Below are 19,099 nucleotides of genomic sequence, written 5' to 3'. Positions count from 1 at the left end.
CGGTGGACACGCTCGTCCACCCGCTGGCCGCGACGGAGCAGCCGGTGCTGGGCCGTACGGTCGCCGGGACGCAGGCCTATGTGCTGGACGAGTGGTTGAACCCGGTGCCGGCCGGGGTGCCCGGTGAGCTGTACTTGGCGGGGGCGGGTCTGGCCCGGGGTTACCTGAACCGGCCGGGGCTGACCGCGGAGCGGTTCGTGGCCTGCCCGTTCGCGTCCGGGGAGAGGATGTACCGCACCGGCGACCTGGTGCGCCGCTCCCGCGAGGGTGAGCTGGAGTACCTGGGCCGTACCGACCAGCAGGTCAAGATCCGCGGCTTCCGGATCGAACTCGGCGAGATCGAACAGGTCCTGAGGCGGCACCCCCGGGTGTCGGGGGCCGTCGTCCGCCCGGTCGAGGACCGGGCAGCGGGCACTCGTCTGGTCGCCTACGTGGTGGCCGACGGCCGGCTGGACCAGGCAGGTCTGCGGGCCTTCGCGGGCGGGTTCCTGCCCGGCTACATGGTGCCGGCCGCCGTCGTCCCGCTCGACGCGCTGCCGCTCACCGGCAGCGGCAAGCTCGACCACCGGGCCCTGCCCGCCCCGGACTTCGCCGAACTCGCCGGGGGCCGCGCGCCGCGCACCGAACAGGAACGGGTCCTCTGCGGGCTGTTCGCCGAGGTCCTGGGGATCGCCGGGGTCGGCATCGACGACGACTTCTTCGCGCTCGGCGGTCACTCCCTGCTCGCGATGAAGCTGCTCGCCCGGATCCGCACCGCCCTCGGCGCCGACCTCGGGATGCGCGCGCTGTTCGAGGCCCCGACCGTCGCCGGACTGGCCGGTCGGCTCGGTGCCGGGCCGGCCGCCGACGCCCTGGACGTGCTGCTGCCGCTGCGCACCGGTGGCGGCCTGGCCCCGCTGTTCTGCGTCCACCCGGCCGCCGGCATCAGCTGGGTCTACTCCGGCCTGCTGCCGCACCTCGGCGCCGACCGGCCGGTCTACGGTCTGCAGGCCCGCGGCCTGCGCGGGGAGGCACCGGCGAGCGTCGCCGAGATCGCCGAGGACTACGTGCGGCAGATCCGGGCGGTGTGGCCGTCCGGCCCGTACCACCTGCTCGGCTGGTCCTTCGGGGCGGTCGTCGCGCAGGAGATGGCCGTCCGGCTCCAGGCCGAGGGCGCACCGGTCGGTGTGCTCGCCCTGCTCGACGGCGCACCGGTCACCGGCCACGGTCCGGCGGCCGCCGACGGGCCGGAGGAGGACGAACCCGTCGACACCCTGGCCGAGTTGCTGCTGTCACTGGGCTACGACCCGGAGGCCGGGCGCGGCCAGGCCGAGCTGGCCGCCGTCCTGGGGGAGGCCGCCGCCGAGCTGCCCGGCATGTTCGAGCGGCACCGCAAACTCATGGCCGAGCACGTGCCCGGCCGCTACCGGGGCGACGCCGTCTTCTTCGGCGCGACCCTCGACAAGCCCGCCGACTGGCCCTACGAGCGGTCCTGGCGGCCGTACCTGGACGGCCGGATCGAGCCCCACCGCCTCGCCTGCGCGCACGGCGAGCTGACCCGCCCGGAACCCCTCGCACGGATCGCCTCCGTGCTCGCCGAGAAGCTTGGAGAGTGACCCGCGATGTCCGTCACCACCCCCGCCATGGCTCCGCCGGAGCCGTCCCGCAGCCGCTGGGGGCTGTGGGCCCAGGCCGACTTCCGTCGGCTCTGGATCGGTGAGACCACCAGCGGTCTCGGTACGGCGGTCGGCAACGTGGCGCTGGCCCTGGTGGCCGTCGTCACCCTGCACGCCAGCCCGCTCGCGGTCGGCCTGCTGACCGCCTCGGCCTGGCTGCCCTGGCTCTTCCTCGGGCTGCCGGCCGGTGCCTGGGTGGACCGCTGGCCCAAGCTGCGGGTGATGCTGGTCTGCGACCTGCTGCTGCTCGTCCTGTTCGTCAGCGTGCCGGTGGCCGGCTGGCTCGGTGTGCTGACCATGGCCCAACTGGTGCTGGTGGCCCTGCTGACCGGCGGGGTGAAGGTGTTCTTCTCCACCGCGTACGGGGCGGTGCTCCCGTCGCTGGTGGCCAAGGAGGACGTGCTGGAGGCGAACGTCAAGCTGCGTTCCGGGGAGTCGGCGGTGGAGATCGCCGGTCCCGGTGCGGCCGGCCTGCTGTCGCAGGTCTTCGGCGCGACCAGCGGCCTGCTCGCCGACGCGGTGAGCTACCTCGTCTCGGCGGTCTGCGTGGCCCGGATCACCGTGGTGGAGCAGCCTCCGCCGCCGTCGCAGCGGCGGGGCATCCTGAAGGAGATCGGCGAGGGCGTGGGCTTCCTGGCCCGCGACCCGTACCTGCGGACGCTGGCCTGCTTCGGGGCGGTCGGCAACCTCGGGCTGAACGGCATCCAGGCCGTCCAGACGGTCTTCCTGGTGCGCAGCGTCGGCATCGGATCCGGCGAGGTGGGCCTGGTGTTCGCGGTGGTGAGCATCGGCGGGCTGGCCGGCGCGGCGGTGGCCGGGCGGCTGGCCCGGCGGCTGGGCAGCGCCCGCGGGCTGCTGCTGTGCGAGCTGGTGGTCGCGCCCTTCATCTTCCTGCTGCCGATGGCCGGCGACCAACTGCCGCTCGCGGTCAGCGCGCTCGCGTGGTCGGTGGCCGTCTGCGGCGTCGTGGCCGGGAACGTGCTGGCCGGCAGTTTCTACCAGTCCTACTGCCCGCCCGCGATGATCGGGCGGATCAGGGCCAGCGCCTCGACCGTCAACTACAGCGCGATCCCCCTCGGCGCCCTGCTCGGCGGCTGGCTCGGCGAGGTGCTGGGCCCGCGCACCACGATCTGGATCATGGCGGGCGTGCTGCTGTCCGCAGGCGCCGTGCTGCTGGCGAGCCCGCTGCGCGGAATGCGCGACTTCCCGGCGCGCCCCGAGCACGGCGACCACCGTGCCGACGACGCGCGGCCCGAGCCCGCCGTCTGACCTCGCTGTCTGACCCGCCGTCCGACCCCGCCGTCTGAGCCCGCCGTCCGACCCCGCACACCCCGCCCCGACCGCCCGATCCCTCACCCCGGAGCCCCCCGATGACCCGCACCGCCCGCCCGCGCCACTACCTGATGTGCCGTCCGACCCACTTCGAGGTCACCTACGCGATCAACCCGTGGATGGACCCGGCGAAGCCGGTCGACACCGGGCTCGCCGTGGCGCAGTGGGAGCGGCTGTACGCGCTCTACCAGGAGCTCGGTCACCGGGTCGACCTGATCGACCCGATCCCGGGCCTGCCCGACATGGTCTACGCGGCCAACGGCGCCACCGTGGTGGACGGCAAGGTGCTCGGCGCCCGCTTCCGCAACGCCGAGCGCGCCGCCGAGGGCCCCGCCTACCTGGAGTGGTTCCGCGCCCGGGGCTTCGAGACGCGCGATCCGGAGCACGTCAACGAGGGCGAGGGGGACCTGCTGCTGACCGCGGGCTCCGTGCTGGCCGGGCGGGGCTTCCGCAGCGTGGCCGACGGGCACGCGGAGGCCCAGGAGTTCTTCGGGCGCCCGGTGATCGGCCTGGAGCTGATCGACCCGCGCTACTACCACCTGGACACCGCGCTGGCCGTGCTGGACGGCGACGAGATCATGTACAACCCCGAGGCCTTCTCCGCCGGCAGCCGTGCCGTCCTGCGCCGGCTGTTCCCCGACGCCCTGCTGGTGGACGGCGCCGACGCGGCGGTGTTCGGCCTCAACGCCGTGAGCGACGGCCTGCACGTGGTGCTGCCGGAGGCGGCCGTCGGCCTGGCCGCGCGGCTGCGCGAGCGCGGATTCCGGCCGATCGGGATGGACCTCAGCGAGCTGCTCAAGGGCGGTGGCAGCGTGAAGTGCTGCACCCTGGAGATCCGCGCGGCGGCCTGAACGGCAGCCTCGACGGGTGGCCTGAGCGGGCGGCCTGAGTGGGCGGCAGTGATCACCGGTGCTCGGTTGTAGATCCGCCGTTGAACGCCCCCGGCCAGACTGGTGCCACACCACGACGGAAGCCCTTCCCCACCAGGGAAGCGAGCCAAGGGAGCACCAGAGATGACGCAGCGTCCGGCCACCGCCCCCATCCGCCTCCGCCTGTTCACGGTCGGTCTCGGGGTGGCCGTCGCCCTGGGTGCCGGTCTCTCCGCCACGGCCGCCGTGGCGGAGACGGCCGGCACCGGGACGGCGACGGTGGTGAGCGGCGGCGCAACGCCGACGCCCACCCCCGCCCAGCCCAGCCCCACCGGCACCGTCCACGGCAGCACCGGCGACTGGAACAGCACCGGCTCCTGACTACACCGGTTCCAGACCGCACCGGCTCCTGGCCTCACTGGCTCCAGACCGCACCGGAACAGCGGCAGGATCGATTCTTCAGTAGCTGGTCATCAGCTCGTCAGCGGCCCGGCCCGCAGCTCGTCACCGGAGCACCCGCCGCCCCCCGGCCACCGCCCCGACGCCCATCCGAGACGGACGGAGCCGCCGGCGTCGACGGAGCCGAAGAGGCCGAAGAGCCCGAAGAGCCCGAAGCAGCCGTAGCGGCCGAAGGGTTCGAACCCTCCCCCCGGGGCAGCAGCCCCGCCACCTCCTCCGCCTCCGGCAGCCCCAGCCGGACGAAGATCCGGTGCGCCTCCCGCAGCCGGCCCCACGCCGCGGCCTCCCGCCCGAGGTCCGCCAGCGTCCGGCCCAGCACCACCAGCGCGTGGCCCTGGTCCCTTTCGGCCCCCAGTTCCTCGCACAGCGTCAGCGCCTGCCCGGAGTGCTCCAGCGCCTCGTCCGTCCGGCCCAGCGAGCGCAGACTGTCCGCCATCCGGTAGCGGGCGTGCGCGGCCCGGGCCCGCAGCCCGGCCGCCGAGGCCACCGCCAGGCACTCGCCGAACCAGGTGACGGCCTCCTCGTGCTGCCCCAGCCCGTGCAGCGCCAGCCCCAGTACGTACAGCGTGTACGCCCGGCCGGGATCGTCGTGCCGGGTCCGCAGCTCGGCGAGCGCCTCGTGGCAGATCGGTACGGCCTCGGCGGCCCGCCCGCTGCGCACCCGGGCCAGCGCGGCGTTCACCGTCGTCACCAGCGCCCCGGAGCGGTGGCCGAGTTCGCGGGCCAGCAGCAGTGCCTCGTCGTAGTGCCCGACGGCCTCGTCGTAGCGGCTGAGGAACTGGCAGACCAGGCCGAGGTCGTTCAGCGCCTGGCGCAGGATCACCGTGTCGCCCGCCGAGCGGGAGGCGGCCACCGCCAGCCGGGAGGCCGCCTCGGCCTCCTCCAGACGGGTGGCGGCCAGGGCGACGTTGCCGCGGAGGAAGTGCGCCCGACCAGCTGCCCGGTGGTCGGTGTGGTGGTCCGCGGCGGTGGCCAGGGCCTCTGCCGTACTGGCGAGCTGGCGGCTGGGCGGGGCGAGGACGAACGGCGTGAGCGCGATCAGCAGGTCGATCGCGGCGCGCAACGCATCCGGTGCTGCGCCGCCGTCGGCCGGGGCCGGCGCGGTGTCGTCCGCGACGGTCCAGCACGCCACCTGGGCGGCGAGCGCGATCGCCCCGGAACCCTCCGCCTCGGCCCAGGCCCGGGCGCCGTCCGGGCCGCCGAGGTCCACGCCCGCGCTGCGGGCCGGCCCGAGCGCACCGGCGGCCGGATCTCCCGGGACGGCGTGCTGGAAGGCCGCGCACGCGGTGGCCAGCAGGTGGTCCAGCAGCCGGTCACGGGCCTCCACGGCCGCGCCCGGGTGGTCCGGGCGCCGCCGGGCGAAGGCGCGCAGCAGGTCGTGGTAGCGGTAGCGGCCGGGGAACGGCGACTCCATCATCGCCACGTCCACCAGGGACTCCAGCAGGTCCTCGGCGTCGTACTCGTCCAGGTCCAGCAGGGCGGCCGCGGCGGGCAGCCCGATGTCGGGGCCGTCCACCGAGGCGGCCAGCCGGAACGCCCGGGCCTGGGCGGGCGTCAACTGGCGGTAGCTCAGTTCGAAGGCGGCCTCCACCGCCAGGTCGCCGATGCGCAGCTCGTCGATCCGCCGCCGTTCGACCGCCAGCCGGCGGCCCAGTGTCTGGACCGTCCAGCTCGGCCGGGCGGCCAGCCGGGCCGCCACGATCCGCACCGCGAGCGGCAGGTGGCCGCAGACGAGCAGCAGCTCCCGGGCGGCCTCCGGCTCGGCGGCCAGCCGCTCGGCGCCGATCGTGCGGCCCAGCAGTTCGAGTGCCTCCGCCGGCTCGAACACGCCGAGGTCGGCCTGGACGGACGAGGGCAGGCCCGAGAGGCGGGTACGGCTGGTGGTGAGCACGGCGCAGCCGACCGCGCCCGGCAGCAGGGGCCTGATCTGCGCGGTGTCGTGGACGTTGTCGAGCACCAGCAGCAGCCGCCGGCCGTCGACCACCGAGCGGAACAGCGCCGAGCGGGCGTCCAGCCCCTCGGGCACCCCGTCGGCCGGCACGCCGAGCGCCACCAGGAAGCTGCTGAGCACCGCCTCCGGGTCGGCCGGGGTGGTGTCGGCGCCCCGCAGGTCGACGTAGAGCTGCCCGTCGGGGTAGGCGTCGCGGGCCCGGTGGGCGACGTGCAGGGCCAGCGCGGTCTTGCCGACCCCTCCCATGCCGACCACGGTCGCGATCACCAGCGCCTGCTGGCCCGGGGCGCCGAGGGCCTCGCCCAGCCGCTCGACCTGGACGGTGCGGCCGGTGAAGTCCGCCGCGTCGGGCGGCAGCTGGGCCGGTCTGGGCGCCGTCGTGCTGGTGCCGGCGGGCGCGGCGGGCGCACCCGCCGCCGTGGGGCCGTCCGGCGGATCCTGCGCCTCGGGCCCGGGCCCGGCCGGCTTCACCGGGCCGGGGAGCAGCGCCGCGGCCGGCGCCGGGGCGGCGAGCGACAGGTCGCCCTCCAGGATCCGCCGGTGCAGCTGGTCCAGTTCCGCCCCGGGCTCCACCCCCAGCTCGTCCAGGAACAACTGACGCACGCCCCGGTACACCGCCAGCGCGTCCGCCTGCCGCCCGGCCTGGTACAGCGCGCGCATCAGCAGCCCGTACGCCCGTTCGTGCAGCGGGTGCTCGGTGGTCAGCGCGGTCAGCTCCGGGATGCACCGGGAGAAGCGGCCCAGCGTCAGATCGAGGGCGATCCGCTCCTCCAGCAGGGTCAGCCGGAGCTCCTGCAACCGCTGGCGCTGCCGCTGCGCGAACGGGCCGGGGATGCCGGCCAGCGGCTCGCCCTGCCACAGCTCCAACGCCTGGTTCAGCAGGTCACGCGCCTGCTGCGGCTGTCCGGCCGCCGCCGTGCGCTCGGCCTGCGCCGCCAGCTCCTCGCCCTGCGCCGCGTCCACCGAGTGCTTGGGCAGCACCAGCCGGTAGCCGTCCCCGACCGAGGTCAGCACGGTCGGCGCGTCCGGCTCGTCGCCGTGCAGGATCTTGCGCCACCGCCAGGCGTACGTCCGCACCGTCGTCACCGCGGTGCTCGGCGGCTCCTCACCCCACAGGGCGTCGATCAGGTCCGTGGCACTCGCGCCGTGCCCCGGCCGGAGCAGCAGCACCGCCAGCATCGCCTGTTGCTGGGGACTGCCGACCTTCAGCACGGTCGTGCCGCGCTGCGCTCTCATCAACCCCAGCACCGAGAACCGGAAATCACTCATTCGTGCACCTGCCCGCTTCATGTGCCCGCCCCCGCCCACGCACGCGTCCGCCCCCCGATTGATGAGTCCCTATCAACCCACGCCAGCCGGTGGGCTGTCGAGAGATCGTCGACTCCGTAGTGATCCGGTGTTGATCGCCCACCGTCACAATCAGTGGTGTGGCCCCCCAGCCGTCGGCCCGGTACGACCCGCCGGGCCCGCCACACCCCCCGGGTGCCGCCGCCCGGGCGACCACCACGTTTCTCGGAGGCCGACGCCAGTGAACACCGACCTGCTCTACCGGTTGCTCGACGTCGACCCGGTCGCCGGACCGGTCGAACTGCTCCACCGCGCCCGCGGCGCCCGCGACCTCCCCTACCTGGTGCTCGCCGCGCTCGTCCGGGAGGACGTCCGGATGGGCGAGCACGCCCGCGCCGAACTGCAGCGCGCCCGCGACCGGGCCGACTGTTACGCCCGGCTCGCCCGCGACCTCGCCGACGCCACCGGGGTGCGCCCGATCCGAGACCTCCCGCTGGCCGGCTACTACCCGTCCGACCTGCCCCGGCCGCTGGGCGAGCTCACCCTCGTCAGCCCCACCGAGGCCGCGCTCTGGCAGGCCGTCAGCCGGCTGGTCACCGAGCACCCGGTGGAGTCCGTGGAGGTCACCCTGCTCGGCGAGCGCCCCCGGCACACCTCCGTCACCCTGCGCTGGCCGGCCGAGGACCCGCTGCTCGACCCGTGGTACCAGGTCCGGCTCGGAACCGCCGCGCTCACCGGCGACCTCGCCACCGTCCCGGTCCGGCCCTACCTGGCCGCCGACGATCACGTCGAATGCCTGATCGCCCTCGCGGAGGAGGGGCTCGGCCGTGCCTTCCGGGCGGGTGACGTGATCGACGTGGCCCGCCTGGCCCGGCAGTCCTTCGAAGCCGTCGAGACCGCCGCCGTGGTCGCCGCCTACCGGCTCGCCCCGGAGGCCGTCGCGCTGCTCGACCTCGCCGCCGAACACGTGCCGCTGGGCTCCCTGGGCGGCGTGCGCACCGTCCTGGAAGCCGAGGTCGCCCCCGAACTCCACCGCCGCGAAGCCCTCACCCGCCCGCTCCGCCCGCGGCACGGCACCCTGCTGCGCCGCACCGTCATCCGGCACCAGTGGGACGAGGCCCGCCTCCTCCCGGCCGGACCCGCCACCCTGCTGCTCACCCCCGTCGCCGACTTCCTCCTCGCCCCGGAGGGCGTCCGCCCGACGGCCCCCGCCCGCGCCGCCGCCCTCACGGCCCTACGGGCCTGGGACACCACCGCCCCCGCCACCCCGGACGGCACCCCCCGCGCCCGCCTCCCGGAGTCCAAACACGGCTGAACACGACCGCCCTCCGGGCCGCCCACCTCGACGAGGAGTCAGCTCCTCGGGACGAGGGTGTTCTCGTTGGTGCGGCCGTTGGCGTAGTCGTCGATGTTGCGGGTGGTGGCGTCGATGATCTGGGTGACGGCGGTGTGGGTGAAGTAGGCCTGGTGGCTGGTGACGAGGACTTGGGGGAAGGTGACGAGGCGGGCGAGGGTGTCGTCGGTGATGCCTTCGATGGAGCGGTCGGTGAAGAAGACGCCGGTTTCTTCTTCGTAGACGTCGAGGCCGACGCCGGAGAGGCGGCCGGCGCGGAGGGTTTCGACGAGGGCGGCGCTGTCGATGAGGCCGCCGCGGCTGGAGTTGACGAGGATGGCGTCGTCCTTCATCCGGGCGAGGGCGGCGGCGTCGATGAGGTGGTGGGTGGCGGGGAGGAGGGGGACGTGCAGGCTGATCAGGTCGGCGCGGGTGAGGAGTTCGGGGAGTTCGGTGTAGGTCATGCCGAGGTCGAGGCAGGCGGGGTTGGGGGCGATGTCCCAGCCGAGGAGTTCGGTGCCGAAGCCGGCGGCGATGCGGGTGAAGCACTCGCCGATCTTGCCGGTGCCGATGACGCCGATGGTCATGCCGTGGATGTCGCGGCCGAGGAGGCCGTCGAGGCGGAAGTCGAACTCGCGGGTGCGGGTGGCGGCGCGGGTGAGGCGGCGGTTGACGGCCAGGGCCAGCGTCCAGGCGTGTTCGGCGACGGCGTAGGGGCTGTAGTAGGAGACCCGGGCGACGGTGAGGCCGAGGTCGGCGGCGGCGTCGAGGTCGATGTTGTTGAAGCCGGTGGAGCGTTGGGCGATCAGCTTGGTGCCGCCGGCGGCGAGGACGGTGAGGGTCTCGGCGTCGAGGACGGCGTTGACGCTGCTGCTGACGGCGGGGTAGCCGGCGGCGAGTGGGGCGGTGTCGCGGTTGAGGAACATGCTCAGGCAGCGCAGCCCGTGCCGGCCGGCGAAGGCCTGTTCCAGCAGCGGCCGTTCGTCGGCCTGCACCCCGTACGCGAGGATCTCCATCGGTTGCCTTTCCGCGAGTGGTCCGCTCCACCGGCCACGCTAGCGGGGCCGTCGCGGGGGCGCCCGTCGGACGCACGAGGGCCCGGACCGGTGGCGGTCCGGGCCCTCGACGGGGCGGGGGAGGTCAGATGACCGTCTCCGCCTCCAGGTAGCGCTCCTGCGGGACGGTCTTCAGCTCGGCGACCGCCTCGGCGATCGGCACCAGGTTGATGTTGGTGCCCTGCAGCGCGGTGATGTGCCCGAACGCGCCCTTGTGGACGGCCTCGACGGCGTGCCAGCCGAAGCGGGTGGCGAGCACCCGGTCGTACGCGGTCGGGGTGCCGCCGCGCTGGGTGTGGCCGAGGATCACCGGGCGGGCCTCCTTGCCGAGGCGGTGCTCCAGTTCGCGGGAGAGCTGGGTGGCGATGCCGGTGAACCGCTCGTGGCCGTAGATGTCCTTGGTGCCCTCTTCCCAGTGCATGGTGCCGGGCTCGGGCTTGGCGCCTTCGGCGCAGACCACGATGGCGAACTTCTTCTGCCGGTCGAAGCGTTCGCGGACGACGGCGGTCAGCTTGTCGATGTGGAACGGCCGTTCCGGGACGACGATGGCGTGTGCGCCGGCGGCCATGCCCGCGTTGAGCGCGATCCAGCCGGTGTGGCGGCCCATGACCTCGACGACCATGACCCGCTGGTGGGATTCGGCGGTGGTCTTCAGCCGGTCCAGCGCCTCGGTGGCGACCGAGACGGCGGTGTCGAAGCCGAAGGTGACGTCGGTGGAGGCGATGTCGTTGTCGATGGTCTTCGGGACCCCGACCACCGGCAGTCCGGCGTCGCTCATCAGCTTGGCGGCCTTGAGGGTGCCCTCGCCGCCGATCGGGATCACCGCGTCGATGCCGAGGTCCGCGCACAGTCGCTTGGCGCGCTCGACGCCGTCGCGCAGGTGGCTGGGCTGGACCCGGGACGAGCCGAGGATCGTGCCGCCCTGGGCCAGGATGCCGCTCACCGAGTCGAGGGTGAGCGGCCGGTGGACGCCCTCCAGGAGACCGCGCCAGCCGTCCTGGAAACCGATGATCTCGTCGCCGTGGTCGACCACCCCCCGGTGGACCACGGAACGGATCACCGCGTTCAGGCCGGGGCAGTCACCGCCGCTGGTCAGCACTCCGATACGCATTAGCTTTGCAACTCCCGAGCAGAACCGAGGAACGGCCGGACTACAGGCTGGGACGACGAGCCGTCACCGTAGCGGGGCGCTCCCACGCCGGAGTGGTGGGGAGGTGGCCGCGGGGTGAAGGACCGGCCGATCCGGACAGAACGCCCGAAAACGGCCGCGAAGTCGAGCATACGGCCCCTGGTCCGGCCGGGCAGGAGCCGACGCGGGAGCGGCGCCGTCGGCGCCCCCGCGCGGAAGTGCAGCCTGCTGCCGAGGAGGGTGTGCAGTAGGCAGCCCCATTGTGGTACGTCCGGGGCCGCCCCTGAACCGGGTGACCGCATCGCGGGCACCCGGGCTCCGGGGCGGGCGGACGTACTACGCGGGGCGCGTCGTGGCGGCGATGCGCTCGGCGCGCAGCGCGTCGTACCAGGTGGTGTCGGCCGGCGGCAGGGCGTTGACGTCCAGCGCCAGCTTGATCAGCATGTCGGCCACGGCGGGGTTGCGGGCCAGCACCGGGCCGTGCAGGTAGGTGCCGAACACGGTGTCCCGCCAGGCGCCCTCGGTGCCGTCGCCGGTGCCGTTGCCCCGGCCGGCGACCACGGTGGCCAGCGGCTGGACGCCCTGGCCGAGGTGGGTGACGCCCTGGTGGTTCTCGAAGCCGGTCAGCTGCGGCAGGCCGAGGCGCGGGTCGACGTCGGCGAGGACGTCGCCGACGCAGCGGGCGCCGTCGCCGCGGGTGGTCCAGACGTCGAGCAGGCCGAGGCCCGGCTCGCGCTCGCCGAGGTCGTTGACGAACTCGTGGCCCATGATCTGGAAGCCCGCGCAGACGCCGAAGATGATCGCGCCGTTCTCGGAGGCCCGGATCAGGCCGCTGTCGTTGCGCAGCCGCTCGGCGGCGAGCCGCTGCGGACGGTCCTCGCCGCCGCCGATCAGGTAGATGTCGCCGCTGGTGGGGACGGACTGGTCGGAGCGGACGTCGATCCGGGTCACGTTGAGATGGCGCTGGCGGGCCCGGCGCTCCACGACCAGGGCGTTGCCGCGGTCGCCGTAGGTGCTGAGCAGGTCCGGGTAGACCCAGACCACGCGCAGGCTGCTCTCACTCATCCTCGAAGGCCTTCCGTCACGATCAGATGGGGCTGCAGGCGCGGCATCAGCCGGCCACGACCTTCCGCAGCTGCTGGAAGGCGGTGTAGTTGGCGATGGCCTCGATCCGGCCGGGCGGGGCCATCCGGACGGCCTGCTCCAGCGTGTCCACCACGTGGAACTGCAGTCCGGCGACCTCCAGGCGGACGGCCAGGTCCAGCTTGCGCTGCCCCATCACGAACACCGGGTGCCCGGCGAGGCGCTCGTAGTCGACGTCCCACAGCCAGGAGGTGTCCGTGCCGTCGGCGTCGAGCGCGTTGACGGAGAGGATCACCGGCGCGGGCGGGCCGTCGATCAGCGAGAAGGTCTCCAGCCAGCCGGCCGGGTTCTTGGCCAGCAGCAGCCGGATGTCCCGGCCCTGGTACTGGACCACGTCGTAGCGGCCGGCGACGGCCGAGACCGAGCGCATCCGCTCCAGCGCGACCTGCGGGGAGACGCCGAACACGGCGGCGACGGCGGCCGAGCTGGTGGCGTTGGCCAGGTTGGCCCGGCCGGGTAGCTGGAGCTGGATCGGCCAGGCGCCGCGCTGCGGGTCGATCACGTGGGTGCCCTGGAGCGCCCAGTGCGGGTTGGGGCGCCGGAAGCCGCACTCCTGGCAGAACCAGTCGTCGCCGGGGCGCTGCATCACACCGCCGCAGGCGGGGCAGGACCAGGCGTCCTCCTTCCAGGCCTGCCCGGCGGCCACCCAGACCACCTTCTTGCAGGAGGAGGCGGCCCAGGTCACCAGCGGGTCGTCGGCGTTGGCGATGACCACGGCCTCGGTGTCCTGAAGGCCCTCGCGCCACTTCTCGGCCATCATCCGGGTCTCGGCGGCGCGGTCGAGCTGGTCGCGGGAGAGGTTGAGCAGGGCGATCGCCTTGGGGCGGGTGTCGCGGGCGACGCCCGCCAGGTACTTCTCGTCGACCTCGATCACGCCGAAGCGGGCGTCCGAGCCGCCGGCCAGGGCGGAGGTGATGCCGGCCGGCATGTTGGCGCCCAGGGCGTTGGAGACCACCGGGCCGGCGGCGCGCAGCGCCTCGGCGATCAGGCGGGTCGTGGTGGTCTTGCCGTTGGTGGCGCTGACCAGGACGACGTCGAGGTGGTCGGCGAGGGTGGCGAGCAGGTCGGGGTCGAGCCTCAGGGCGACCTTGCCGCCGATCACCGAGCCGCTTCCGCGTCCGGCCTTGCGGGACACGGCGGCAGCGACCCGACCGGCCGTGACCGCGATCTTGGCGCGGGCCGGCAGCGAGGCGTCGCGTGCGCCTGTGGGCTCCGATTCGGTGCCTGCCATGCTCAGTGGTTCCTCCTTGCTGCGGCACCACCCGGGTCCGGATTAACGGGCCGTCGGGCGGCGGGGACGGGGCCAGCCTACCGACTCCGCCGCCCGGCTCGACGATCCGGACCCCAGGCAGCCTGCTGCGACGCGGCCGGAGGCGCCGCTTCGGGCGCCCTGACGGATCGTCGGGGAAGACGGTGTACGGAGGGGGCCTTCGTCGCTTGGGACGCTCTCCGGGCTCTCGGGGTTCCCGGGTGAGGATGTGGTGAAGAAAAGATCAGCGGCCCGGACGGACGCAGGAGGCCGGCTCGTCCGCGGCCAGCGTGGCGGTGATCACCAGGGTGCCGTCCTCGGCCCGGAAGTCCAGCGGCGCGGCCAGCCGGCGCATCGCGGTGATCAGCCCGGTGTTGGAGGCGTGGGTCACCGCGTACACGGTTGTCACACCGGCCGCCCGGGCCGCCGCCGAGAGCTGCCGCAGCAGGGCCGGACCGAGTCCGCGCCGCTGCCAGGCGTCCTCGACCAGCACCGCCAGCTCCGCCTCGTCGTCGTCCCACATCAGGTGCCCGAGGGCGACGATCCGCCCGTCGGCGGCCGTCGCGGCGAGGCTGTGGCCGCGCCGGGCGTCCAGCAGGTGGTCCAGGTAGCGGCCGGCGTCGCGGACCGGCCCGTGGTAGCGCAGCCGCAGCGAGGCGGGGGAGCAGCGGAGGTGCATCGCCAGGGCCGCGGCCCGGTCGGCCGGTCCGGCGGGGCGCAGCGTCAGCGCCGTCCCGTCCGCCAGTGTCAGGCGGGACGGCGCCGCCCGGTCCGGCTCCGTCACGGCTCGCGGCCGGTCGACCGGGGGGTGCGGACGGGCGGGCCGCAACGGGCCCCCGGCGAGCGCGGGCAGCCGGGCGGCCTGGCCCTCGGGCGCCGCGCACCTGCGGTCGGACCTGCGGAAAGGCCGGTGCCAGAGCCGTTCGGGGCGAGTGCGTGATGCCGTCATGCCGCCGACGCTACCGACGCCGCGCTTCCGGCCGGTTACGTGATCGTGAACGCAGGAATGACCTGGGCGGTTCCGGAGCGTGACGAGCGTGGCCATGTTCCGGGGGCTCGACGGGGCTCGACCGGGCTCGATCGGACTCGACCGGGTTCGGGCGCCAGGGTGGCCGACGGGCCTGGGGTGCTCGCCCGGCCCCGATCGGGCTGTTGACCTGAACACGCTCACGGATGGCGCAGAATCCGGGAACGGACGAGCCCCTTCGGATAGGGATGGCTCGGCTTTCCGCCGATCCCACCTCCCCCGAAGGGGCCCACATGTCCTTCCCCTCGTCCCTCCTGAAGAAGTCCGCCCTCGTGCGGCGGTCCGTACTGGGCGCGGTGTGCTGCGCACTGCTGCTGGCCGCGCCGATCGCCCTCGCCCAGCCGGCGGCCGCCGCGGACGGGCCCAAGACCCCGCAGGAGGCCGCCGCCTGCAAGGCTGTCGTCTCCACGCTGCTCGGCGGCTTCGGGTCGATGCTCGCGAACTCGGCGTGCGTCGTCCAGCCGAGCGACAGCTGAGCGACAACTGAGCGGCGGCCGGGCGACGGCCGAGTGACGGCCGAGCGACCCGGCGACCCAGCGGGCCGGGGCCACCCGAGGGACCGCCTCAGGCCCCGGCCACCGCCGCCACATGGGCGGCCGTATCTCACGGCTGCGGTTGAGCGGTCAGGGGTGGGACGGGTCGTCGGGGAGGGTGAGGGTGGCGAGGGCGCCGCCGTCGGGGTGGTTGGTGAAGGTGAGGTCGGCGCCGATGACCCGGGCGTGGCCGGTGGCGATGGTGAGGCCGAGGCCGTGGCCGCGTCCGCGTTCGGGGGCGTTGGTGCGGAAGCGCTGGGGGCCGCGGGCGAGGAGGTCGTCGGGGTAGCCGGGGCCGTGGTCGCGGACGGTGATCCGGTGGCCGTCGACGTGCAGCCGGATCGGCGCGGTGCCGTGCCGGTGGGCGTTGAGCAGCAGGTTGCCGAGGATGCGGTCGAGGCGGCGCAGGTCGGTGCGGACCTGGCGGTCGGCGGCCGCGTCCACGTCCACGTCGACCTCCAGGCCGGTGAGCGTGACGGTGCGGCGCACCGCGCGCTCCAGCGGGACGGGGGCGAAGTCCGGGATCTCGGCGTCGGCGTCGAGACGGGAGACCTCCAGCAGGTCCTCGACCAGCGAGCGCAGGGCCTGCACCCGGTTCTGGACGAGTTGGGTGGGGCGGCCGGGCGGGAGCAGTTCGGCCGCGGTGACCAGGCCGGTGAGCGGGGTGCGCAGTTCGTGGGCGACGTCCGCCGTGAAGCGCTGCTCGTCCTCCAGCCGCTGGTGCAGGGTGCGGGACATCAGGTCGACGGCGGCGGCGAGGTCGGCGACCTCGTCCTTCCCGTCGACGAGCTCGCCGATCCGGGTGTCCGTCCGGCCGGCGGCGATGCCCCGGGCGGCCGTCGCCGCGGTGCGCAGTCGGCGGCTGATCCGGTCGGCGACGAGCACGCCGGCCAGGACCGTGGTGAAGACCGCGGCGACGACGGTGATCAGGATGATCCGGTCGAGGTCGGCGATCGCCTGCCGGTCCTGGGTGAAGTCCACCCGGACGGAGAGCACCCCGGTCTGGACCGGTCGGGCCGCCCACATCGACTCGCCCTGCGGACCGCCGGCGAGCAGCGAGCCCTCACGGCCGCCGGCCGCGAGCGTCCGCAGCCCCTCGGGCAGCGCCGGGTCGTCCAGGGCGAACCGGTCGGTGACCTCGCCGCGCTTGTAGGTGTCCACGGCCGAGCCGAGCGCGGCGAGCGCGGCGGCGCGGGCCTGGTCCACGTGCTGACGGATCATCGCCTGGTGGACCAGCAGGCCGACGGCCACCGCCACCAGGACGGCGATGGCGGCGACGGCGGTGGCGATCTGACGGCGCAGGGTCATGCCGGACGCCGCAGTTTGTAGCCGAACCCGCGGACGGTCTCGATCCGGCCGGAGCCGATCTTGGCGCGCAGCCGCTGCACGTGGACGTCCACCACCCGGGTGTCGGCGCCCCAGTCGTAGTCCCAGACGCGTTCCAGCAGGGTGGAGCGCTCCAGCACGATGCCGGGCGCGGCGGTGAACTCCAGCAGCAGCCGCAGCTCGGTGGGGGTGAGCGGGACGAGGTGGCCGTCGACGCGCACCTCCATGCTGTCGGTGTCCACCTGCATGCCGTCGAAGCTGCGCAGCGCGGAGGAAGGGGCGTCCGCAGGCACGGCGGCGGTGGGAACGGCGGCGGCAGGGGCGGTGACGGGAGCGGCGGGGTCCACCGGCTCCTCGGGCAGCGCGGGTTCGGCCGGGACCACCCGCACCCGGCGTAGCACGGTGCGGATCCGGGCGACCAGCACGGCGCTCTCGAAGGGCTTGACGACGTAGTCGTCCGCCCCGGCCTCCAGACCGGACACCACGTCGACCGGGTCGGTGCGCGCCGACATCATCAGGATCGGCAGCTGGCTCTCCTCCCGGATCCGGCGGCAGAGGCCGACCCCGTCGAGGAGCGGCAGCATGACGTCCAGCAGGAGGAGGTCGGGGCGCACGGCGTGGAAGGCCTCCAGGCCCTCCAGGCCGTCGGCGGCCGTGGTGACCGGGAAGCCGTAGCGCTCCAGGGCCATCCGGGTGGCCTCCCGGATCACCTCGTCGTCCTCGACGAGCAGGATGTGCGGGTGGGCGGGCGCGGCTGCGGGGGTCATGGCTTCGCTTCCGAGGGAGCCGAGGGCGGGCGGACGGGGACCGGGACGGCCGTCTTCGGGGAGGAGACGCCCGCGCCGGCGCCGGCTTCGGGCAGGGAGGGCTGCGGCTGGGCGGATGGGCGGCCGCTGCGCTGGGCGACGGCGGGGCCGGCGGAGGGCGTGCTGGTGGGCGTCTGTGCGGCGCCGTTCGTGGCTCCGCCGGCCGGGCCGGCGATCGGGCCGGCGATCGGGCCGGTGTCCTCGACCTTCCGCTCCAGCAGGCCGAGCCGGACGCCGTCCCACTGGTAGTGGCTGCTGGTCCGGACGAACGCGCCGGTCGGCTCGTAGAGCCACAGGTCGGATCCCACGGTCGCGGCGCTGAACCCCTTCAGCACCTCGACCTGGAGGATGGGCAGCAGCCGGTCGTCGGCCAGCAGGTAGACGTGCAGGACCACGGGCCCGGGGGTGGCGACGGCGACGACCAGTTCCTCCCGCCCGTCGCCGGTGAGGTCACGGAACTCGGGGCTGCGGACGTCGCAGGCGGGGCAGGAGTCCAGGGCGCGCCGCTCCTCCGGGCCCACCGTGGAGTCCTTGGCGAGGACGGTGCGGACGTCGACCGTCTTGATGTCGTGCCCGGGGACGGTCACGTCCGGGACGGGTTGCGGCGCGGCCTGGGTGGCGGCCCCGGCGCCGGTGGCGGGAGGGCGCGGCGGCGGGGAGGCCGCCAGGTCGGGCCAGAGCGGCTGGGCCACCAGCGGCGGCGCCACCGGCTGGGTGGCGCCGTGGTCCTGGAGCCCGCCGGGGGTGGCGCGGCCGAGGGCCAGGGCCGCGAGCGTCACGAGGACGGCCAGGGCGGCGAGGGCCGCCACCGGCACGGCGACGGGCCGGCGGCGGGGTGGGGATGCTGCTGCCACGGTCGGTGCTCGTCCTCCTGGTCTGCGGCGATGCGCCGGTTCGTCCCCGCACCGGCCTCGGTGGTAGGTCGCGTGGACGGCGGTCGGTGGTTCCCGTCCCGCCGTCCCGGCCGCCGCGCCGGTTCGACAGTCGAAACGACCCGACGGCCGGGACGACCGGGACGGCGGGGCGGCTTCAGCCGGTCGCGCCGCCCGGACCGGCCAGGTCCGCCAGGACGATGATGTTGTCCGTCCAGTGCCCGTCCGAGCCGATCCGCCCGCCGCAGGTGATGAGCCTGAGAGCGGGTTCGGGAGTGTCACCGTAGACCGTTTCGGTCGGGAAGCGGTCCTTGGCGGCCTGGAGCAGCGAGCGGACCTTGAAGTCCACGGTGCTGCCGTCCGCGCGCCGCACCTGGATCAGGTCGCCCGGCCGCAGCTTCGGCACGCCGTGGAAGACCGCCGGGCCGTGCGCGGTGTCGTAGTGCCCGATGAGGACGGCGGGGCCGGCCTCCCCGGGCGTCGGCCCGTTGCGGTACCAGCCGACCTCGTCGGCCCGGTCGGCGGCCGGCACTTCGACCGTCCCGTCGGGATTCAGCCCGAGGCCGGTCACCGGGGCGTCCACCCCGGCGGCCGGGACCAGCAGCCGGGTCGGCGCCGAAGCGGCGAAGGGCTTCGGCGCGCCGGCCGGGCTCCCGGCGGTCCCGGCCGTCCCCGTGGTCCCCGCGGTTCCGGGGCCTCCCGAGGGCGCGGCCGCCGGGTTGTCGGTACTGCCGTGCACCGAGGGCTCGACCCGCACCACCGGGGTGTGCTGGCCGGACAACGCCACGGTGGTGCCCAGCACCAGGCAGGCGAGGCCCGCCGCACCGAACGCCGTCCGGCGCAGTGTGCCCGGGCCGGGGGAGGCCTTGCGGCGCCGCCGGTTGCGGCCACCGCGCGGGAGGCCGTGGCGGGCCGGCCCGTCGGCGCCGGGCGTCCTGTCGGGCTGCCCGCCGCCCGCCGGGGCCCCGGTACCCACCGGGCCCCCGGCGGCGCCCCCCCCCCCCGGCACGGGCGGGGGGACGGCGCCGGGGGGGCCCGCGGGCGCGGGGGCGGGGTGAGCCGCCCCCACCCGG

At 74.9% G+C, this 19,099-nt stretch carries 16 protein-coding genes; 6 read left to right on the top strand and 10 right to left on the bottom strand.

Translation table 11 applies throughout. From position 1 onward, the window contains the following. From ACFVHI_RS34935 to ACFVHI_RS34920, 4 genes are all read left to right on the top strand, one after another. The coding region (locus tag ACFVHI_RS34935) for a thioesterase domain-containing protein (protein ID WP_380345950.1) at positions 1–1,595 on the top strand (1,595 nt) is incomplete at its 5' end. Between the two features lie 6 nt (positions 1,596–1,601). Further along, positions 1,602–2,924 (top strand): MFS transporter, encoded by a 1,323-nt coding sequence (locus ACFVHI_RS34930; RefSeq protein WP_380345948.1) that lies wholly within the window; start codon positions 1,602–1,604, stop codon positions 2,922–2,924. A gap of 101 nt (positions 2,925–3,025) precedes the next feature. After that, positions 3,026–3,838 (top strand): dimethylargininase, encoded by an 813-nt coding sequence (ddaH, locus tag ACFVHI_RS34925; RefSeq protein WP_363370824.1) that lies wholly within the window; start codon positions 3,026–3,028, stop codon positions 3,836–3,838. A gap of 162 nt (positions 3,839–4,000) precedes the next feature. Continuing rightward, complete coding sequence (locus ACFVHI_RS34920; protein ID WP_063350324.1) at positions 4,001–4,237, top strand: hypothetical protein; 237 nt, start codon at positions 4,001–4,003, stop codon at positions 4,235–4,237. 100 nt (positions 4,238–4,337) lie between these two features. On the opposite strand, the gene ACFVHI_RS34915 is transcribed toward ACFVHI_RS34920, so the two are convergent. After that, positions 4,338–7,535 carry a BTAD domain-containing putative transcriptional regulator gene (locus ACFVHI_RS34915; protein WP_380345946.1) on the bottom strand — a complete coding sequence of 1,066 codons (3,198 nt, stop codon included), beginning with the start codon at positions 7,533–7,535 and terminating at the stop codon, positions 4,338–4,340. A 259-nt stretch (positions 7,536–7,794) separates the two neighbouring features. Here ACFVHI_RS34915 and ACFVHI_RS34910 point away from each other — a divergent pair, with 259 nt between their 5' ends. Beyond that, on the top strand, positions 7,795–8,868 hold the full coding sequence (locus ACFVHI_RS34910; RefSeq protein WP_063350325.1) for a hypothetical protein: 1,074 nt from the start codon (positions 7,795–7,797) through the stop codon (positions 8,866–8,868). Between the two features lie 38 nt (positions 8,869–8,906). On the opposite strand, the gene ACFVHI_RS34905 is transcribed toward ACFVHI_RS34910, so the two are convergent. From ACFVHI_RS34905 to ACFVHI_RS34885, 5 genes are all read right to left on the bottom strand, one after another. Next, positions 8,907–9,902 (bottom strand): 2-hydroxyacid dehydrogenase, encoded by a 996-nt coding sequence (locus ACFVHI_RS34905; protein ID WP_063350326.1) that lies wholly within the window; start codon positions 9,900–9,902, stop codon positions 8,907–8,909. A 124-nt stretch (positions 9,903–10,026) separates the two neighbouring features. Next, the gene (locus ACFVHI_RS34900) at positions 10,027–11,052 is read right to left on the bottom strand and encodes a 6-phosphofructokinase (protein ID WP_063350327.1); all 1,026 of its coding nucleotides are present in this window, start codon (positions 11,050–11,052) and stop codon (positions 10,027–10,029) included. Between the two features lie 354 nt (positions 11,053–11,406). Next, the gene (locus ACFVHI_RS34895; protein ID WP_063350328.1) at positions 11,407–12,135 is read right to left on the bottom strand and encodes a type 1 glutamine amidotransferase; all 729 of its coding nucleotides are present in this window, start codon (positions 12,133–12,135) and stop codon (positions 11,407–11,409) included. 46 nt (positions 12,136–12,181) lie between these two features. Continuing rightward, the gene (locus ACFVHI_RS34890) at positions 12,182–13,444 is read right to left on the bottom strand and encodes a MurT ligase domain-containing protein (RefSeq protein WP_063350329.1); all 1,263 of its coding nucleotides are present in this window, start codon (positions 13,442–13,444) and stop codon (positions 12,182–12,184) included. Between the two features lie 262 nt (positions 13,445–13,706). Then, positions 13,707–14,411, bottom strand: coding sequence for a GNAT family N-acetyltransferase (locus ACFVHI_RS34885; protein WP_380345943.1), 705 nt, complete (start codon positions 14,409–14,411; stop codon positions 13,707–13,709). Positions 14,412–14,722: 311 nt separating this feature from the next. On the opposite strand from ACFVHI_RS34885, the gene ACFVHI_RS34880 reads away from it, so the two are divergent. Next, a complete protein-coding gene (locus tag ACFVHI_RS34880) occupies positions 14,723–14,965 on the top strand; it encodes a hypothetical protein (RefSeq protein ID WP_063350331.1) in 243 nt (80 codons plus the stop codon). Positions 14,966–15,112: 147 nt separating this feature from the next. Here the strand turns inward: ACFVHI_RS34880 and ACFVHI_RS34875 are convergent, their stop codons facing one another. The 4 genes from ACFVHI_RS34875 to ACFVHI_RS34860 form a co-directional block, all read right to left on the bottom strand. Continuing rightward, positions 15,113–16,330, bottom strand: coding sequence for a sensor histidine kinase (locus ACFVHI_RS34875; RefSeq protein WP_380345940.1), 1,218 nt, complete (start codon positions 16,328–16,330; stop codon positions 15,113–15,115). Beyond that, positions 16,327–17,115: a response regulator transcription factor gene (locus tag ACFVHI_RS34870; RefSeq protein WP_063350333.1), complete on the bottom strand. Its 789-nt coding sequence runs from the start codon at positions 17,113–17,115 to the stop codon at positions 16,327–16,329. The genes ACFVHI_RS34875 and ACFVHI_RS34870 overlap by 4 nt, the downstream gene beginning before the upstream one ends. Continuing rightward, positions 17,112–18,008: a hypothetical protein gene (locus ACFVHI_RS34865; RefSeq protein ID WP_380345938.1), complete on the bottom strand. Its 897-nt coding sequence runs from the start codon at positions 18,006–18,008 to the stop codon at positions 17,112–17,114. Before ACFVHI_RS34865 ends, ACFVHI_RS34870 begins: the two co-directional genes overlap by 4 nt. Positions 18,009–18,183: 175 nt before the next feature. Further along, the gene (locus ACFVHI_RS34860) at positions 18,184–19,002 is read right to left on the bottom strand and encodes a class F sortase (RefSeq protein ID WP_363370799.1); all 819 of its coding nucleotides are present in this window, start codon (positions 19,000–19,002) and stop codon (positions 18,184–18,186) included. Between the last annotated feature and the right edge of the window lie 97 nt (positions 19,003–19,099).

The organism is Kitasatospora sp. NPDC127121 (assembly GCF_042677305.1).
Taxonomy (GTDB): Bacteria; Actinomycetota; Actinomycetes; order Streptomycetales; family Streptomycetaceae; genus Kitasatospora.
The sequence above is the reverse complement of the archived record's forward strand: the minus strand, read 5'-3'. Positions and strand labels throughout refer to the sequence as shown.